This is a genomic window from Nonomuraea roseoviolacea subsp. carminata, from assembly GCF_024172185.1.
Taxonomy (GTDB): Bacteria; Actinomycetota; Actinomycetes; order Streptosporangiales; family Streptosporangiaceae; genus Nonomuraea; species Nonomuraea roseoviolacea.
The window spans coordinates 1,129,199-1,144,483 of record NZ_JAMZEC010000001.1 but is presented as its reverse complement, the minus strand read 5'-3'; the positions used below and the strand labels follow the sequence as shown (position 1 = coordinate 1,144,483).

12 protein-coding genes are annotated in these 15,285 nt (G+C 72.1%); 8 read left to right on the top strand and 4 right to left on the bottom strand.

The features are described 5' to 3' along the window. Positions 1-132 precede the first annotated feature (132 nt). The 5 genes from HD595_RS05200 (at position 133) to HD595_RS05180 (ending at position 5,706) form a co-directional block, all read left to right on the top strand. Positions 133-1,074 (top strand): carbohydrate ABC transporter permease, encoded by a 942-nt coding sequence (locus HD595_RS05200; RefSeq protein ID WP_175599839.1) that lies wholly within the window; start codon positions 133-135, stop codon positions 1,072-1,074. Continuing rightward, positions 1,058-1,924 (top strand): carbohydrate ABC transporter permease, encoded by an 867-nt coding sequence (locus tag HD595_RS05195; protein WP_253766106.1) that lies wholly within the window; start codon positions 1,058-1,060, stop codon positions 1,922-1,924. Before HD595_RS05200 ends, HD595_RS05195 begins: the two co-directional genes overlap by 17 nt. Before the next feature lie 39 nt (positions 1,925-1,963). Continuing rightward, complete coding sequence (locus HD595_RS05190; protein WP_253766104.1) at positions 1,964-3,253, top strand: ABC transporter substrate-binding protein; 1,290 nt, start codon at positions 1,964-1,966, stop codon at positions 3,251-3,253. A gap of 73 nt (positions 3,254-3,326) precedes the next feature. Continuing rightward, the gene (locus HD595_RS05185; RefSeq protein ID WP_308211102.1) at positions 3,327-4,607 is read left to right on the top strand and encodes a Gfo/Idh/MocA family protein; all 1,281 of its coding nucleotides are present in this window, start codon (positions 3,327-3,329) and stop codon (positions 4,605-4,607) included. Beyond that, positions 4,600-5,706, top strand: a complete 1,107-nt coding sequence (locus HD595_RS05180; protein ID WP_253766101.1) for a dienelactone hydrolase family protein — start codon at positions 4,600-4,602, stop codon at positions 5,704-5,706. The genes HD595_RS05185 and HD595_RS05180 overlap by 8 nt, the downstream gene beginning before the upstream one ends. Before the next feature lie 25 nt (positions 5,707-5,731). On the opposite strand, the gene HD595_RS05175 is transcribed toward HD595_RS05180, so the two are convergent. The 4 genes from HD595_RS05175 to HD595_RS05160 are packed head-to-tail and all read right to left on the bottom strand — an operon-like array spanning position 5,732 to position 10,459. Then, positions 5,732-7,621, bottom strand: coding sequence for a DUF6807 family protein (locus HD595_RS05175; RefSeq protein WP_253766099.1), 1,890 nt, complete (start codon positions 7,619-7,621; stop codon positions 5,732-5,734). A 2-nt stretch (positions 7,622-7,623) separates the two neighbouring features. Further along, positions 7,624-8,670 (bottom strand): mandelate racemase/muconate lactonizing enzyme family protein, encoded by a 1,047-nt coding sequence (locus tag HD595_RS05170; protein ID WP_420540750.1) that lies wholly within the window; start codon positions 8,668-8,670, stop codon positions 7,624-7,626. Beyond that, the gene (locus tag HD595_RS05165) at positions 8,670-9,575 is read right to left on the bottom strand and encodes a 5-dehydro-4-deoxyglucarate dehydratase (protein WP_253766095.1); all 906 of its coding nucleotides are present in this window, start codon (positions 9,573-9,575) and stop codon (positions 8,670-8,672) included. Before HD595_RS05165 ends, HD595_RS05170 begins: the two co-directional genes overlap by 1 nt. Further along, the gene (locus HD595_RS05160) at positions 9,572-10,459 is read right to left on the bottom strand and encodes an NAD-dependent epimerase/dehydratase family protein (RefSeq protein WP_253766093.1); all 888 of its coding nucleotides are present in this window, start codon (positions 10,457-10,459) and stop codon (positions 9,572-9,574) included. The genes HD595_RS05165 and HD595_RS05160 overlap by 4 nt, the downstream gene beginning before the upstream one ends. A gap of 224 nt (positions 10,460-10,683) precedes the next feature. On the opposite strand from HD595_RS05160, the gene HD595_RS05155 reads away from it, so the two are divergent. The 3 genes from HD595_RS05155 to HD595_RS05145 all read left to right on the top strand — a co-directional run bounded on the left by HD595_RS05155 (position 10,684) and on the right by HD595_RS05145 (position 15,222). Continuing rightward, positions 10,684-11,655 (top strand): LacI family DNA-binding transcriptional regulator, encoded by a 972-nt coding sequence (locus HD595_RS05155; protein WP_253766091.1) that lies wholly within the window; start codon positions 10,684-10,686, stop codon positions 11,653-11,655. Beyond that, complete coding sequence (locus HD595_RS05150; RefSeq protein ID WP_253766089.1) at positions 11,652-12,599, top strand: aldose epimerase family protein; 948 nt, start codon at positions 11,652-11,654, stop codon at positions 12,597-12,599. The genes HD595_RS05155 and HD595_RS05150 overlap by 4 nt, the downstream gene beginning before the upstream one ends. A gap of 97 nt (positions 12,600-12,696) precedes the next feature. Beyond that, entirely contained in the window at positions 12,697-15,222 is a 2,526-nt protein-coding gene (locus HD595_RS05145) for a DNA translocase FtsK (RefSeq protein ID WP_420540687.1), read from the top strand. Positions 15,223-15,285: the final 63 nt, after the last annotated feature.

Here is a 15,285-nt window from a genome sequence, read left to right as displayed (position 1 = left end):
GAGTTGGCGATATATCGGTAACGGGTATGTAACGCCTGCAAAGGGTTGACGAAACTTTTCGCATCCCTATAGGAAGGCGCTATCCGATCCCGCCGTGCCGGGGAGGCCCTGGAATGAGGGATGCATGAATCCATGTCTGACTCGCTGTCCGTAACCGCGGGACATCGCCGGCCCCCGGCTGTGAACGCTCACAAAAAGCGTGAGGCCCTGACGGCCTATGTCTTCCTCGCCCCCTGGTTCCTGGGGTTGTTCGTCATCACGGTGGGGCCCATCCTGGCCTCGCTGTACCTGTCGTTCACCGACTACAGCCTCCTGGAGGAGGGCTCGTGGGTCGGCGCCGACAACTACGTCAAGATGTTCACGCAGGACGACAGGTTCCTCACCTCGCTGAAGGTGACCACCATATACGTCGTCGTGTCGGTGCCCCTGCAGCTGGCCTTCGCGCTGCTGCTCGCCCTCGCCCTCGACCGGGGCCTGCGCGGGCTGTCGTTCTACCGCTCGATCTACTACCTGCCCTCCCTGCTGGGCGGCAGCGTCGCCATCGCGATCCTGTGGCGCAAGCTCTTCGGCGTGGACGGCCTGTTCAACGCGGTGCTGGCCGTCTTCGGCATCGAGGGGCCCGGCTGGGTCTCCGATCCCGACACCGCGCTCGGCACGCTGATCCTCCTGCACGTGTGGACGTTCGGCGCGCCCATGGTCATCTTCCTGGCCGGGCTGCGGCAGATCCCCCAGAGCTACTACGAGGCCGCCTCGGTGGACGGCGCGAGCCGGCTGCGCCAGTTCCGCTCGATCACGCTGCCGCTGCTGACGCCGATCATCTTCTTCAACCTCGTCCTGGAGGTCATCAAGTCGTTCCAGTCGTTCACGCAGTCGTTCATCGTGAGCGGCGGCAACGGCGGGCCGGTCGACTCCACGCTCTTCTACACGCTCTACCTCTACCTCAAGGGCTTCAAGAGCTACGAGATGGGCTACGCGGCCGCCATGGCCTGGGTTCTCCTGCTGATCATCGCCGGCCTGACCGGCGTGAACTTCCTCGCGTCGAAGTATTGGGTCTTCTATGGCGACACGAAGTAACGCGGTGCCGTTCCTGTTCCGCCCGATGCGGGGCGGGCGCCTGCTCAAGCACCTCATGCTCGCGGGCTTCGGCCTGCTGATGCTCTACCCGCTGCTGTGGATGATCTCCAGCTCGCTCAAGCCGGAGGAGCTGATCTTCCGGGAGCCGGGCCTGCTGCCGAGCACCCTGACGCTGGAGAACTACTCCGCGGGCTGGAACGCGCTCAAGCACTCGTTCGGGTACTACCTGTGGAACTCCGCCGTCATCACCGGCCTGAGCGTGCTGGCCAACCTGGTCGCCTGCTCGCTGGCCGCCTACGCGTTCGCCCGGCTGAACTTCCCGCTGAAGAAGCTGTGGTTCGCGATCATGCTGGGTTCGATCATGCTGCCGCACCACGTCACGGTCGTGCCGCAGTACATCCTGTTCTCGAACCTGGACTGGATCAACACGATCTGGCCGCTGGTCGTGCCGAAGTTCCTGGCGACGGACGCGTTCTTCATCTTCCTGATGGTGCAGTTCATCCGGACCCTTCCCCGGGAGCTCGACGAGGCCGCCGCCATCGACGGCGCCGGGTACTGGCGGGTCTTCCTGCAGGTGATCCTCCCGCTGTGCACGCCCGCCCTCGCCACGACCGGCATCTTCACCTTCATCTGGACGTGGAACGACTTCTTCAGCCAGAACCTGTATCTGACGAACAGCGACAACCTCACCGTGGCCGTCGCCCTGCGCCAGTTCCTCGACTCGAGCGGGGAGTCGTCGTGGGGGCCGATGTTCGCGATGTCGATCGTCTCGCTCGGGCCCATCTTCGGGTTCTTCCTGGCCGGTCAGAAGTACCTGATCCGCGGTGTGGCTACCACCGGCCTCAAGTAGCCGATTCACCCCCCGAAATCTCCTGAAGGAGGAAGAGCTGTGAGTCTCGGCTCTCGTAAGAAGATGTGGACGGTCGCCTTCCTGACGGCGGCCGTGATGACGACGGCCAGTGCCTGCGGAGGCGGGAGCGGCGGCGACGGCGGCGGCTCCGGCGACAAGGTGAAGATCGTCTTCTCCTACTGGGGCAGCGACGCCCGGCAGAAGCTGACCGAGCAGGCCCTGAAGAAGTTCGAGGAGAAGAACCCGGCCATCGACGTCGAGGGCGACTTCTCCAACTGGGACAGCTATTACGAGAAGCTCGCGACCAAGGTGGCGGCCAACGACGCCCCCGACGTCATGAGCATCGAGATCCGCGGCCTCAGCGAGTACGCCGGTCGCGGCGCCCTGGCGGACCTGGCCGGCAAGGTCCCGAGCGCCGACCTCGACCAGCAGGTGCTGAGCAGCGGCCAGGTGGAGGGCAAGCAGTACGCCGTCCCCACGGGCGTCAACGCCTTCTCCATGCTGGCCAACCCCTCCGTGCTGGAGAAGAGCAAGCAGAAGCTGCCCGACGACAAGACCTGGACCTGGGACCAGTGGATCGGCCTGGCCAAGCAGATCTCCGCGGGCGGCGGCGGCGCGATGGGCGCCGAGTACAACCCCAACCCGGCCTGGCTGCAGATCTTCGCCGCCCAGCGCGGCGAGAAGTTCTACGACGGCAACAAGATCGGCCTGTCGGTCGACACGATCAAGGCGTGGTGGAACATCAGCCAGCAGCTCATCGCGGCCAAGGCGGCCCCCGAGCCGGCCAAGAGCGCCGAGCTGCTGACCGCCGGCCCCGAGCAGTCGCTGCTGGCCACCAACGCCGGCGCGATGGGCATGTGGTGGAGCAACCAGCTCAACGCCCTGTCCAAGGCGTCGGGCCAGGAGCTGGAGCTGCTGCGCATGCCCAGGCAGAAGGGCGCCCCCACCGCCGGCATGTTCCTCCAGCCGGCCATGTACTACACCGCCTCCGCCAAGTCCGAGCACCCCGCCGAGGCCGCCAAGCTGATCGACTTCCTGGTCAACGACCCGGACGCCGCCTCGATCCTGCTCAGCGACCGCGGCCTGCCCACCAACTCCAAGGTGCTGGCCGCCGTCAAGGACAAGCTGCCCCCGGTCGACCAGCGCACCCTCGCCTTCATCGACGAGATCAAGGGTGAGCTGAGCCCGATCACCGCCCCGCCGAAGGGCGCCCTCCAGATGGAGGACATCCTCAAGCGCAACACCGACGAGGTCCTGTTCGGCAAGACCACGCCGGACGCGGGCGCCCAGAAGTTCCTGTCCGAGGCCAACGCCGCCATCGCCGGCTGACGCCGGTCACCAGCACGACCGGCCGGGGGCCGAGCGCCCCCCGGCCGCACATCTCGAATCCCGGGGAGAGCAAGTGAGCACCAGGTACGCTTTCGTCGGCCTCGGCCACCGCGTCCAGATGTACGTGGACGCGCTGCTGGGCGACTGGAGCGACGCGGGGACCATCGCCGGTCTCTGCGACACCAACCGCACCCGCATGGCCTACTACGTCGAGCGCATCGGCCGGGAGGTGCCCTGCTTCGGCCCCGACGAGTTCGGCGAGCTGCTGGACCTGGCCGACGCGGTGGTCGTCACCACGATCGACGCCACCCACGCCCGCTACGTCTGCGCCGCGCTGGACGCCGGCAAGGACGTCGTCGTGGAGAAGCCGCTGACCGTCGACGCCGAGAGCTGCGCCGCGATCGCCGAGGCGGCGGAGCGCTCCTCCGGCAAGCTCGTGGTGACGTTCAACTACCGCTACTCCCCGCGTAACTCGGCGGTCAAGCGCCTGCTCAGTGAGGGCGCCATCGGCGAGGTCACCTCCGTCCACTTCGACTGGGCCCTCGACACCATCCACGGCGCCGACTACTTCCGCCGCTGGCACCGCGACCGCGCCAACTCGGGCGGCCTGCTCGTCCACAAGTCCACCCACCACTTCGACCTGGTCAACTGGTGGCTCGGCGCGGCTCCTCAGCTCGTGTTCGCCCAGGCCGACCTGCGCTTCTACGGCACGGCCCGGCCCCGGGGCGAGCGTCCCGCGCGCTCGCACGGCGCGCCGGGCCTCGGCACCGACCCGTACCTGCTCGACATCTCGGCCGACCCCCGGCTCAAGCGCCTCTACCTCGACGCCGAGCACGAGGACGGCTACCTCCGTGACCAGGACGTCTTCGCCGACGGCGTGACCATCGACGACAACATGGCGGTCCTCGTCCGCTACGCCGACCGGGCGATGCTCACCTACTCGCTGACCGCGCACGCCCCGTCCGAGGGCTACCGCGTCGTGTTCACCGGCACCGAGGGCCGCATCGAGCTGGAGGTGTGCGAGCGGTCCTGGACCCCGCCGCAGGCCGCCATCGACCCGAGCGCGGCGAGCAAGGAGCACGCGGCCGACGCGTGGGAGAGGCTCGTGCTGCACCGCCACTGGCGGCAGCCGGAGGAGATCCCGATCGAGCGCGGCGCGGGCGGCCACGGCGGCGGCGACCGCCTGCTGCTGAACGACGTCTTCCGCGGCCCCGGCGACGACCCGCTCGGCCGCCCGGCCGGCTACCGCGACGGCATCCGCAGCGTGCTGGTGGGCGTCGCCGCCAACCGCTCGGCCGCGACCGGCCTGCCCGTCGCCCTCACCGAGGACGGCACCAGCCTCGCCGATGCCTGAGCGGACGTTCGCGCGGCACCTCGGGGCGTTCTCCGGCCTCGCCGAGGCGGCCGGGCGCGGGCGCGGCCTGTTCCCCGAGGCAGCCCCGGGCCCGGAGCTGCGCCGGGCCGCCCGGGAGGCGGCCGGCGTGCTCGACCTCACCGCCGGCGACGTCCGCGTGGAGCACGCCTGGACCGCCGGCGACCTGGCCGGCGAGGAGCTGTCCTGGTCGCTCGGCCACGGCCCGCGCACCCGGGCCTACCTGCTCAGGCCGCGCGGCGCGTCCGGCCCGCTGCCGGGCGTCGTCGCGCTGCACTGCCACGCCGGCATGAAGTTCGCCGGCAAGGAGAAGATCGCCGACGGCCCCGGGCCGCCGTCGCCCGAGGTGACCCGGCTGCGCGGCCAGATCTACGGCGGCCGGGCGTACGCCGGTGAGCTGGCCCGGCGCGGCTTCGCCGTGCTCGTGCACGACGTCCTCGGCTGGGGGAGCCGCCGCTTCCCGCTGGGGACGATGCCCGAGCCGGTGGCCGCGGCGGCCACCCAGGGCCTGGCGGAGGGGCTGTCCGAGGCCGACGCCTACGACCGCGCGGCGGCCCTGCACGAGCACCTGCTGGAGAAGTACTGCGTGCTGCTCGGCACGTCGCTGGCCGGGGCGGTGGCGGGGGAGGACCTGGCCGCGGCGGCCTACCTGCGCTCCCGGCCCGACGTCGGCCCCGTGGGCTGCGTGGGGCTGTCGGGCGGCGGCCTGCGCGCCGCGCTGCTCGGGGCGTTCGACCCGGCGATCGGCGCGGTCGTGGTCGCGGCCATGATGTCGTCCTACCGCGAGCTGCTCGACCGCCACGTGGCCGCGCACACCTGGATGCTCTACCCGCCCGGCCTGTCGCGGGTGTGCGACTGGCCGTCCCTGGCCGCCTCGGCGGCCCCGAGGCCGCTCCTGGTGCAGTACGGCGAGCGGGACGAGCTGTTCCCGCCGGCCGGGATGCGCCGGGCCCACGCGATCATCTCCCGGGCGTACCCGGACGGCGGATACGAGGGGGTCTTCTTCGACGCGCCGCACGCGTTCACCGTGCCCATGCAGGAGCACGCCTTCGCCTGGCTGGAACGCCACCTGGGCGCCTGAGCCGGCGGCCCGGGCGCCCATCGCGTCAACCGGTGGCCTCGGCCACCAGCGCCGGGACGTCCGCGGGCGCCACGCGCCCGTCGGCCACGACCACGGTGACCCGGCGGGCCAGCACGTCGTCGAAGACCAGCGGCGTGTCCCAGGCCAGCGCCGTGCCCACCCCGGGATACTCGGCGACCCGCACGAACCACGGGTCGTCGTCCTGGGCGAACACCAGCGTCCAGTCCTCGGCCGACAGCGCCAGCCACGGCGCGCGCGACCCGTGGACCGCCCGCTCGCCCTCGGCCGCGCCGGTGAAGACCCGCAGCCCAGGCGTCCCGGCCGGAGCCCGCCAGAAGAACCCGCCGTACCCGGCGCCGGCCCGACCTTTGGTGGCCGAGCTGCGGACGGTCAGCGGCGAGCCGGTGAGGTTGCGCAGCGTGAAGGAGAAGCGCAGCGCCCAGCCCCGCGACAGCGGCACCGCCCGCGCCGTCCGCTCCTCGCGCACGACCGGCTCCTCGCCGGGCCGCTCCCACAGCAGCGTCTCGGCGAAGCCGGCCGCGTCGCGCTCCTCGAACGCCACGTGCCGCTGCACGCCGTGGTCGTCGAGCCAGGTGGGCCCCTGGTCACGGACGTACGTGCGCCCGCCCCAGAAGTTGCGCCCGCCCACGTCCGTGACGGCCACGCCGGCGCCCAGATGGTGCGGATGGTCGGGCGGCCGGACCTCGGTCACGACGGTCCCGCCCAGCGTGCGCACCGGGTGCAGGTACGGCCGGGGCGACTCGGTGAGCGGCAGATCGGGCCGGGTGACGTACTCCGCGACGACCCGGTCGCCCACCAGCAGCGGCGTCGCCCAGGAGGCGCCCAGCTCGGAGAACAGCGCGAGCCGGTCCGCGCTCGCGTCGACCAGGTCGGCGACGCCCGGCAGCACCACGCCGTCGCCGGAGCGGTCGAGGTGGTCGGCGGCGATCGGCAGCGGGTCGGGCGCCACCCGGATGGCCTCCATGACCTCCATGAACGCGCCGGTCCTGGCGATCGGCACGAGCAGCGGCTCGCCGGAGGCGACGTGCGCCACCAGGTTGCGCAGCAGGTCGGTCCGGCCGAAGCGCCGCACGGGCTCGTCGTCCACCTGGACCTCGTCCAGCGTGTACGTGAGCCGGATCCGCCCCCGCTCCCCGTGGACGACCACGTACGGCTCGTCCCGCTCGGCGGCGCACAGCGTCACCGCGGCCACGATCGGCGGCCCGCCCGCGGTCCTGACCCGGATCGAGGAGGTGTCGTCCGACTCGATGGCGTTGGCGTGGAACAGTTCCGTCTCGACCGCCTCGACGGCGCCGCGCTCCTCGGCCCCGGCCACCGCGAGGGCGGTCGCCAGCGCGTGCGCGAACGGGTTGGTCAGCGCCCCGTCCACGACGTCCACGCCGTCGAGCCGGCGCCGCCCTGCCCAGGGGCTGCGCGTGAAGTAGGAGGCGGGCCGCGGCCAGGAGCCGCCCACGCCGATCCCGGTGACCCGGCCGACCACCCCTGAGGCGATCATCTCGCGCACCGCCGGGATCGCCGCCGACCCGAGGCTCTGGAAGCCCACCTGGCAGGCCAGGCCGGCCTCGGCGGCGGCCCGTTCCATGCGCTCGAAGTCGGCCAGCGTGGCCGCCGTCGGCTTCTCCACCAGCACGTGCGCTCCGGCCGCCAGCGCGGCCAGCGTGAGCTCGGCGTGCGTCGGGATGGGCGTGGCCAGGATCGCGATCCGCGCCCCGGTCCGCTTGACCAGCTCGGGCAGGTCGGGGGAGAACTCCGGCTCGCCGAGCCCGTCGAGCGCCGCCGGCTCCGGCGGCGCGGTGTCGCAGACGCCGGCCAGCTCGACCACGTCGCGCAGGCGCCGCAGCCGCTCCAGGTAGTGGGCGCCGAACCCGCGCGTGCCCGCCAGTACGACCCGCATGCTCACCTCCAGCGGAGCCCGAGGCCCCGGTGCTCTCCGACGCTCAGCTTCCCACCGCTCACCTGGACCGGGTACGGCTCCTCCAGCAGCCCGAGGGCCGCGAACGAGGCGTCCTCGACCTCCTCGGCCATGCACGGCAACGGCAGCGTGAGCGCGAGCTGCGCCGACAGGTCGGGCAGCAGGTGCGGGTGGACGGGCACGTCGAACGCCCGGGCCAGCTCCGCGATCCGCAGGAACGGCGTGATGCCGCCGACCCTGACCACGTTGGGCTGCAGCACGTCGCAGGCGCCCGCGGTCAGCAGGTCGCGGAAGCCGTAGACGGTGTAGACGTTCTCGCCGACCGCGATCGGCACGTCCACCGACCGGCGCAGCTCCACGTGCGCGGCCACGTCGTCGGCCGGCAGCGGCTCCTCCAGCCAGTGCAGCCCGTACGGGGCCAGCGCGTCCACCGCGCGGCGGGCCCGGTGCAGGTCCCAGCGCTGGTTGGCGTCGATCATCAGCAGCCGGTCCGGCCCGATCACCTCACGGACCGCCGCCAGCCGCTCGACGTCCTCGCGCAGGTCGGGCCGGCCCACCTTGATCTTGACGGCCGGATGTCCGGCGGCGGTCCACCGCTCCGCCTGGGCGACCAGCTCCTCCAGCGGGTAGTGCAGGTTGACGCCGCTGCCGTAGACGGGGACGGTGTCCCGGCGGCGGCCGAGCACGTCCACGATCCCGCGCTCGCCGCACCGCAGGTCCCACAGCGCGAGGTCCACGCCCGCGAGCGCGATGGTGGTGAGCCCGCCGGGGCCCGCCTCGCGCAGGTGCCGCCAGAGCCGGTCCCACACCACCTCCGGGTGCGGGTCGAGACCGAGGAGCGCCTCGCGCACGTCGTGCTCCAGCAGCGCCTGGACGGCCCGCGCGCCGATCTGCGGCGTCCAGGAGAAGCCCGTGCCGACGCGGCCGTCGTCCAGGACCACCTCGACGACCAGCACGTGGTTGACGGGCACGTCCGGCCCCCAGGGCCGCGGCAGGGCGGCCGTGCGGGCGCTCACCCGCAGGTCACGGATCACCGGCCGGCCGCCGCCGTGGTCCGGCCGTGCGCGGCCGCGACGGACCTGCCGTGCCGGACGAGCTCCGCCAGCTCGGCCACGTCCTCGGGCGCGGCGTCCACCAGCGGGGGCCGCACCGGGCCCGGGTCGAGGCCGGTCAGCCGCACCCCGGCCTTGACCAGCGACACGGCGTACCCGGGCACCTTGGAGCGCAGCCGTACGAGCGGCTCGTAGAACTCGGTGACCAGGCTCTCGGCGCCCGCGAGGTAGGCGGTGGCGATCTCCGGCGCGAACGCGAACACCGCGGAGGAGTACAGCTCGACGCCGATGCCGCGGTAGGCGCCCATGGTCAGCTCGGCCGTGGGCAGCCCGTTGAAGAACGCGAAGCCCGGGCCGACCTCGCGCCGCACGGCCAGGACCACGCGCTGGATCAGGTCGATGTCGCCCAGGCCGTCCTTCAGGCCCACGACGCCGGGGATCCGGGCCAGCTCCACCACCTGCTCGGGGGTCAGCACCAGCGAGCCGCGCATGTAGATGATCACGGGCAGCACCTCGGCGACCGCCCGCACGTACGCGGTGAAGCCCTCGCGCGGCCCCATGGCCAGGTACGGCGGCATGAGCAGCAGCCCGTCGGCGCCCGCGTCGCGGGCCGCGCGCGCCTGGCGCAGCGCCGAGCCGAGCGGCCCGCCCGCACCGGCCAGCACCGGGGTCCCGCCCCGCGCCGCCGTGACGGCCACCCGGACCGCCGCCTCGTGCTCGGCCTCCGACAGGGCGGAGAACTCGCCGGTTCCGCAGGCGACGAACACGGCGCCCGGCCGGTGCTCCAGGCCGCGCCCGATGTGCTCGGCCAGCACCTCCTCGGCCAGGCGCCCCTCGGCGTCGAACGGCGTTACCGGGAAGAAGAGGATCCCGCTGAGGTTCATCCGATCTCCAGTTCGGTTCGCCAGGCGCGCCTGGGGGTCCAGCCCAGCAGCCGCTCGGCCTTGGCCGAGGAGAAGGCGGGGGCGGTGCCGGTCAGCGCGGCGGCGGTGGCCGCGGTGGCGGGGTTGACGGCGGGCAGCAGCTCCGCCAGGGGCTCTCGGGCGAGGGCGTCGGCCGCGCCGGCGAAGAAGACCTCGCCGCTCGGCACGTCGCCCATGCGGTCGATCAGGACGGAGATCATGTCGGAGGCGTCACGCGCGTCGATGTAGTTGAACAGTGACACCCCGGCGATCTCCGGCCGGTCCAGCCGCTCGGCGATCGTGTGGCCGGACTGGGTGGGCGCGCCGGCCCACTCCTCGGGGGCCACCACGAAACACGGCCGCACGGCCGCGTACCTGGTCGGGGAGGAGCGCGCGAAGGCGGCCATGGTCTGCTCGGCCACCAGCTTCGACAGGCTGTAGGCGTTCCACGGCTCGGCCGGGTGCTCCTCGTCGATCGGCAGGTAGCGCGGGGCCCAGCCGCGGGGCGCGCCGTAGCCGATGACGGTCGGGCTGCTCGCGACGACCACCCGGCCGACCCCGGTGCCGCTCGCCGCCGCGCAGACGTTGAAGGCGAGCTGGGTGTTGGTGCGGTAGATGACGCCCTCGGGCCGGCTGAACGGCGTGGCGATGGCGGCCAGGTGCACCACCACGTCGGGGCGGAAGCGGTTGAGCACGTCGTACGCCTGGCCGAGGTCGGTCAGGTCGGCGGGCAGCGTGGCGGCCGCCTCCGGGGGAGTGCCCGGCGCGACGTCGACCCCGATCACCTCGTGGCCGGCCTGCGCCAATGTGGTGACCACGCTGCGCCCGAGCCGGCCGGCGCTCCCGGTCACCAGTGTTCGTGTCATCGGATCTTTCACCACTCCTGGGGGTCGGGTTCGGCAACCGGTTGCAAAAAGTATTGAGGTTTCGTTCCGGCAACGTCAAGCGGCGATGGGGCGGACGCCCCTCCCACTTGGGGGAACATGGGGATAGGGTGGTGCGCCGACGGTGCAGGCCAGGCGGCGACGGCTCAGTGACGGCAATACAAACGCTTGCACTAAAGTACAGCTATGGTCGGAGGAGGCCAGGCGTGGCAGTGACGATTCGCGACGTGGCCCGCGCTGCCGGCGTCCACGTCTCCACGGTGTCGCGCTCCTTCTCCGCGCCGCACCTGGTCAACCCGGAGACCCGCACCCGCGTGCTGGCCGTCGCCGAGGACCTCGGCTACCGGCCCAACCGCGCCGCCCGCGCGCTGACCACCGGGCGCACCCACAACCTCGGCCTCATCGTGGCCGACATCGCCAACCCGTTCTTCCCGCCGCTCATCAAGGCCGCCCAGGCCCAGGCCCGGCTGCGCGACTACCACGTCTTCGTGGCCGACACCGACGAGGACCCGAAGGCCGAGGAGGATCTGATCCAGACCCTCACCAAACAGGTCGACGGCGTCCTGCTGTGCAGCCCGCGCCTGACGAACAGGACGATAGAGCGCCTGCGCGAGGAGATCCCGTTCGTCCTGGTCAACCGCCGGGTCAAGGGCATGCCCACGGTCCTCATGGACGTCGGGCGCGGGGCCCGCCTCGCCGTCGAGCACCTCACCGGGCTCGGCCACCGCCGGCTGGCCGTGGTCACCGGCCCGAGCGGGTCGTGGACCAGCAAGGAGATGCAGGAGGCGGCCGCCGCGATGAACGAGGTGGACGTCGTCTTCCTCGGCCCCAACCCGCCGACCGAGCTGGGCGGCCTGGCCGCCGCCGCCGACGTGGTGGCCTCCGGCGCGACCGGCGTCCTCGCCTACAACGACCTCGTCGCCATCGGGCTCATCGAGGGTCTCGCCGAGCGCGGGGTCGAGGTGCCGCGCGACGTGAGCGTCATCGGCGTCGACGACATCGTGGCGGGCCGGCTCGGCCGCCCCAAGCTCACCACCATCGCCATGCCCACGGCCGCGGCCGGCCGCATCGCCGTCGACATGCTGCTGCAGTCGGTCGACGCCGAGGCGGCCACGGGTGTCACGATGCTGGAGACCACCCTGATCGTCCGAGAGTCCACGGGAGAGGCACGCACATGATGTTCGGAACACTGCCGTCGGGGGAGCGCGTCGAACGCTTCGAGCTGACCTCCGGGCGGCTGCGCGCCGCCGTGCTCAGCTACGGCGCCGTGCTCCAGTCGCTGGAGGTGGCGGGCGTCGACGTGGTGCTCGGTCTCGACACGCTGGAGGACTACCTGACCCGCAGCCGCTACTTCGGCGCGGTGGTCGGCAGGTACGGCAACCGCATCGCGAACGGCTCCTTCACCCTGGACGGCGTCACCTACACCCTGCCCCGCAACAACGGCCCCGCCAGCCTCCACGGCGGCGTCGAGGGGTTCGACAGCAAGGTCTGGACGGTCGCCGACGCCGGTGACACGTCCGTGACGCTCACCCTGACCAGCCCCGACGGCGACCAGGGCTACCCCGGCACGCTGACCGCCTCCGTCACCTACACGGTCGACGGCGACGCCCTGCGCATCGACTACACCGCCGAGACCGACGCGCCCACCGTGCTCAACCTGACCAACCACTCCTACTTCAACCTCGCCGGCGGCGGCGACGTGCTCGGCCACGAGCTGCGCATCGGCGCCGAGCACTACCTGCCCGTCGACGACGACAAGATCCCCACCGGCGAGCTCGCCGCGGTCAAGGGCACGCCGTTCGACTTCACCACGCCCCACGCCATCGGGGCCCGCCTCGACGGGGCCTACGACCACTGCTTCGTCCTCGACGGCTCGGGCGACATGCGCGTCGTCGAGCCCGTCAGCGGCCTGACCATGGAGGTCACCACCACCGAGCCGGGCGTGCAGTTCTACGCCGGCGGCATGCTCGACGGCGCCTCCACGCCGTACGGGCCGCACGCGGGCTTCTGCCTGGAGACCCAGCACTTCCCCGACTCGCCCAACCGGCCGGAGTTCCCCTCCACGGTGCTGCGGCCGGGGGAGCGCTTCACCTCCACCACCACCTACCGCTTCCCCGCCTGAGGTCTTCCTGTCTGAGGTGTCCGGCTGATGCCGGATCGCGGGGGTCACCGGCGAGCCTGAGTGCGTTCGCCGGTGTCTCCGACGTACCTTTGGCATCATGGCCACCCGTCCGCCGAAAAGCGCATCGAAGGGGCCGGCGAAGCGGTCGGCCGGCCCGCGCCCGGCCCCCGCCAAGCGCGGATCCACGTCGTCGGGGCGTTCGAGGGCGAGGGGCTCCGCGCCGGCCCGCAAGGCGTCCCTGACCCATCAGGACCCGATCACGTGGGTCTTCACGATGATCGGCAAGCTGGTCGTCGGGCTGTGGATGCTCGTGGCCAACGGCATCGGCGGAGCGGCCCGCGCGCTCGGCAAGAACGCCCGCGAGCTCGACCCGGCCCACCGGCGCGACGGCGTGGGCCTCGCGGTCCTGGCCGGCGCCATCGTGCTGGCCGCGATGACCTGGCGCGCCTCCGAGGGCACGGTCTCCACCGTCGTCAACGTGGTCGTGCGCGCCATGTTCGGCTCGCTGGCGTGGGCGCTGCCGCTGCTGCTCGGCCTGCTGGCCTGGCGCTACCTGCGCCACCCCGACCAGAACGCCGACACCGGCCGCATGGTGATCGGCTGGAGCGCGCTGCTGATCGGCGTGCTCGGCGTCATCCACGTGGCCAACGACGTGCCCTACCCCAACCCCGCGGGCACCGCCAACGACGGCATGGACCGCGTCGCGCAGGCGGGCGGCCTCATCGGCTTCATCGTCTCGGCCCCGCCCATGAGCATCCTGCCCTCGTGGATCACGATCCCGCTCCTGCTCATGCTGTCGGGCTTCGGCGTCCTGGTGATCACCGCCACGCCGGTCCACCGCATCCCCGAGCGGCTGTCGGAGTTGCGCCACCTGCTGTTCGAGGAGAGGGGCGCCACCCCGGCCGGCGCCCCGCGGCCCGAGGCCAGGCGGCCGCGCCGGGTCCGCAAGAGCACCGAGGACGCGCCCGAGCGCGAGGGCCAGCCGCCGTACGACACGCCCGTCCTCGCCGACCAGGACAAGCGGCCCGACCACGCGCCCGAGATCGTGCCCGGCCTGGTGGAGGAGGAGCCGCCCGCGCCCGAGCCGGTCCGCAGCCCGGAGCCGCCCGCCCCGACGCCCGCGCCGCGCAAGGTCGAGCAGCTCGTCCTGTCGTCGCAGGCCGGCCCGTACGCGCTGCCCGACCTGCAGTTCCTCAAGCAGGGCACCCCGCCCAAGCCGCAGACCAAGGCCAACTCCGTCGTGGTCAACGCGCTCACCAGTGTGCTGGAGCAGTTCGGCATCGACGCCCAGGTCATCGGCTTCACCCGCGGCCCCACGGTGACCCGCTACGAGATCGAGCTCGGCCCCGCCGTCAAGGTGGAGAAGGTCACCGCGCTCACCAAGAACATCGCCTACGCCGTCAAGTCGGCCGACGTGCGCATCCTGTCGCCCATCCCCGGCAAGTCGGCCATCGGCGTCGAGATCCCCAACGCCGACAAGGACCTCGTGGCGCTCGGCGACGTGCTGCGCGCGCAGGTGGCCCAGGCCGACCACCACCCGATGATCGTCGGACTGGGCAAGGACGTCGAGGGCCGCACCATCGTGGCCAACCTCGCCAAGATGCCCCACCTGCTCATCGCGGGCGCCACCGGCGCGGGCAAGTCCGTCTGCGTCAACGGCCTGATCACCTCGATCCTCATGCGGGCCACGCCCGACGAGGTGCGCATGGTGCTCGTCGACCCCAAGCGGGTGGAGCTCTCGGTGTACGAGGGCATCCCCCACCTGATCACCCCGATCATCACCAACCCGAAGAAGGCCGCCGAGGCCCTCGAATGGGTCGTGGGCGAGATGGACCGCCGCTACGACGACCTGGCCGCCTCCGGGTTCCGGCACGTGGACGAGTTCAACAAGGCGGTGCGGGCCGGCAAGCTCCAGCCGCCGCCGGGCAGCGAGCGGGTCTACCAGCCCTACCCGTACCTCCTGGTGATCGTGGACGAGCTGGCCGACCTCATGATGGTCGCCCCGCGCGACGTCGAGGACTCGATCGTGCGCATCACCCAGCTCGCCCGCGCCGCCGGCATCCACCTCGTCATCGCCACCCAGCGGCCGTCCGTGGACGTCGTCACCGGCCTCATCAAGGCCAACGTCCCCTCCCGGCTGGCCTTCGCCGTCTCCTCGCTCACCGACTCGCGGGTCATCCTCGACCAGCCCGGCGCCGACAAGCTGGTCGGCCAGGGCGACGCGCTGTTCCTGCCGATGGGCGCGAGCAAGCCCATCCGCATCCAGAACGCGTTCGTCTCGGAGAAGGAGATCGCCGAGATCGTCGCGCACTGCAAGACGCAGATGCAGGCCGAGTACCGTGAGGACGTGGCCGCGGCGCCGGTCAAGCGGGAGATCGACGAGGACATCGGCGACGACCTGGAGCTGCTGATCCAGGCGGCCGAGCTGATCGTGACGACCCAGTTCGGCTCCACCTCGATGCTCCAGCGCAAGCTGCGCGTCGGCTTCGCCAAGGCCGGCCGGCTGATGGACCTGCTGGAGAGCCGCGACGTGGTCGGCCCCAGCGAGGGCTCCAAGGCCCGGGAGGTGCTGGTCAAGCCCGACGACCTGCCCGCCCTGCTGGCCGACCTGCGCGGCGGGTGACCCCGGTGTGTCCAACCACGGCGATTACTGGTTGAATAGGACTGACTACGCATCGTCGGGGGC

Bases quoted from the DNA above. Each gene is read 5' to 3' on its own strand.
- HD595_RS05200 (WP_175599839.1), top strand. From the start codon at position 133: ATGTCTGACTCGCTGTCCGTAACCGCGGGACATCGCCGGCCCCCGGCT.
- HD595_RS05195 (WP_253766106.1), top strand. From the start codon at position 1,058: ATGGCGACACGAAGTAACGCGGTGCCGTTCCTGTTCCGCCCGATGCGG.
- HD595_RS05180 (WP_253766101.1), top strand. From the start codon at position 4,600: ATGCCTGAGCGGACGTTCGCGCGGCACCTCGGGGCGTTCTCCGGCCTC.
- HD595_RS05175 (WP_253766099.1), bottom strand. From the start codon at position 7,621: ATGCGGGTCGTACTGGCGGGCACGCGCGGGTTCGGCGCCCACTACCTG.
- HD595_RS05165 (WP_253766095.1), bottom strand. From the start codon at position 9,575: ATGAACCTCAGCGGGATCCTCTTCTTCCCGGTAACGCCGTTCGACGCC.
- HD595_RS05160 (WP_253766093.1), bottom strand. From the start codon at position 10,459: ATGACACGAACACTGGTGACCGGGAGCGCCGGCCGGCTCGGGCGCAGC.
- HD595_RS05150 (WP_253766089.1), top strand. From the start codon at position 11,652: ATGATGTTCGGAACACTGCCGTCGGGGGAGCGCGTCGAACGCTTCGAG.
- HD595_RS05145 (WP_420540687.1), top strand. From the start codon at position 12,697: ATGGCCACCCGTCCGCCGAAAAGCGCATCGAAGGGGCCGGCGAAGCGG.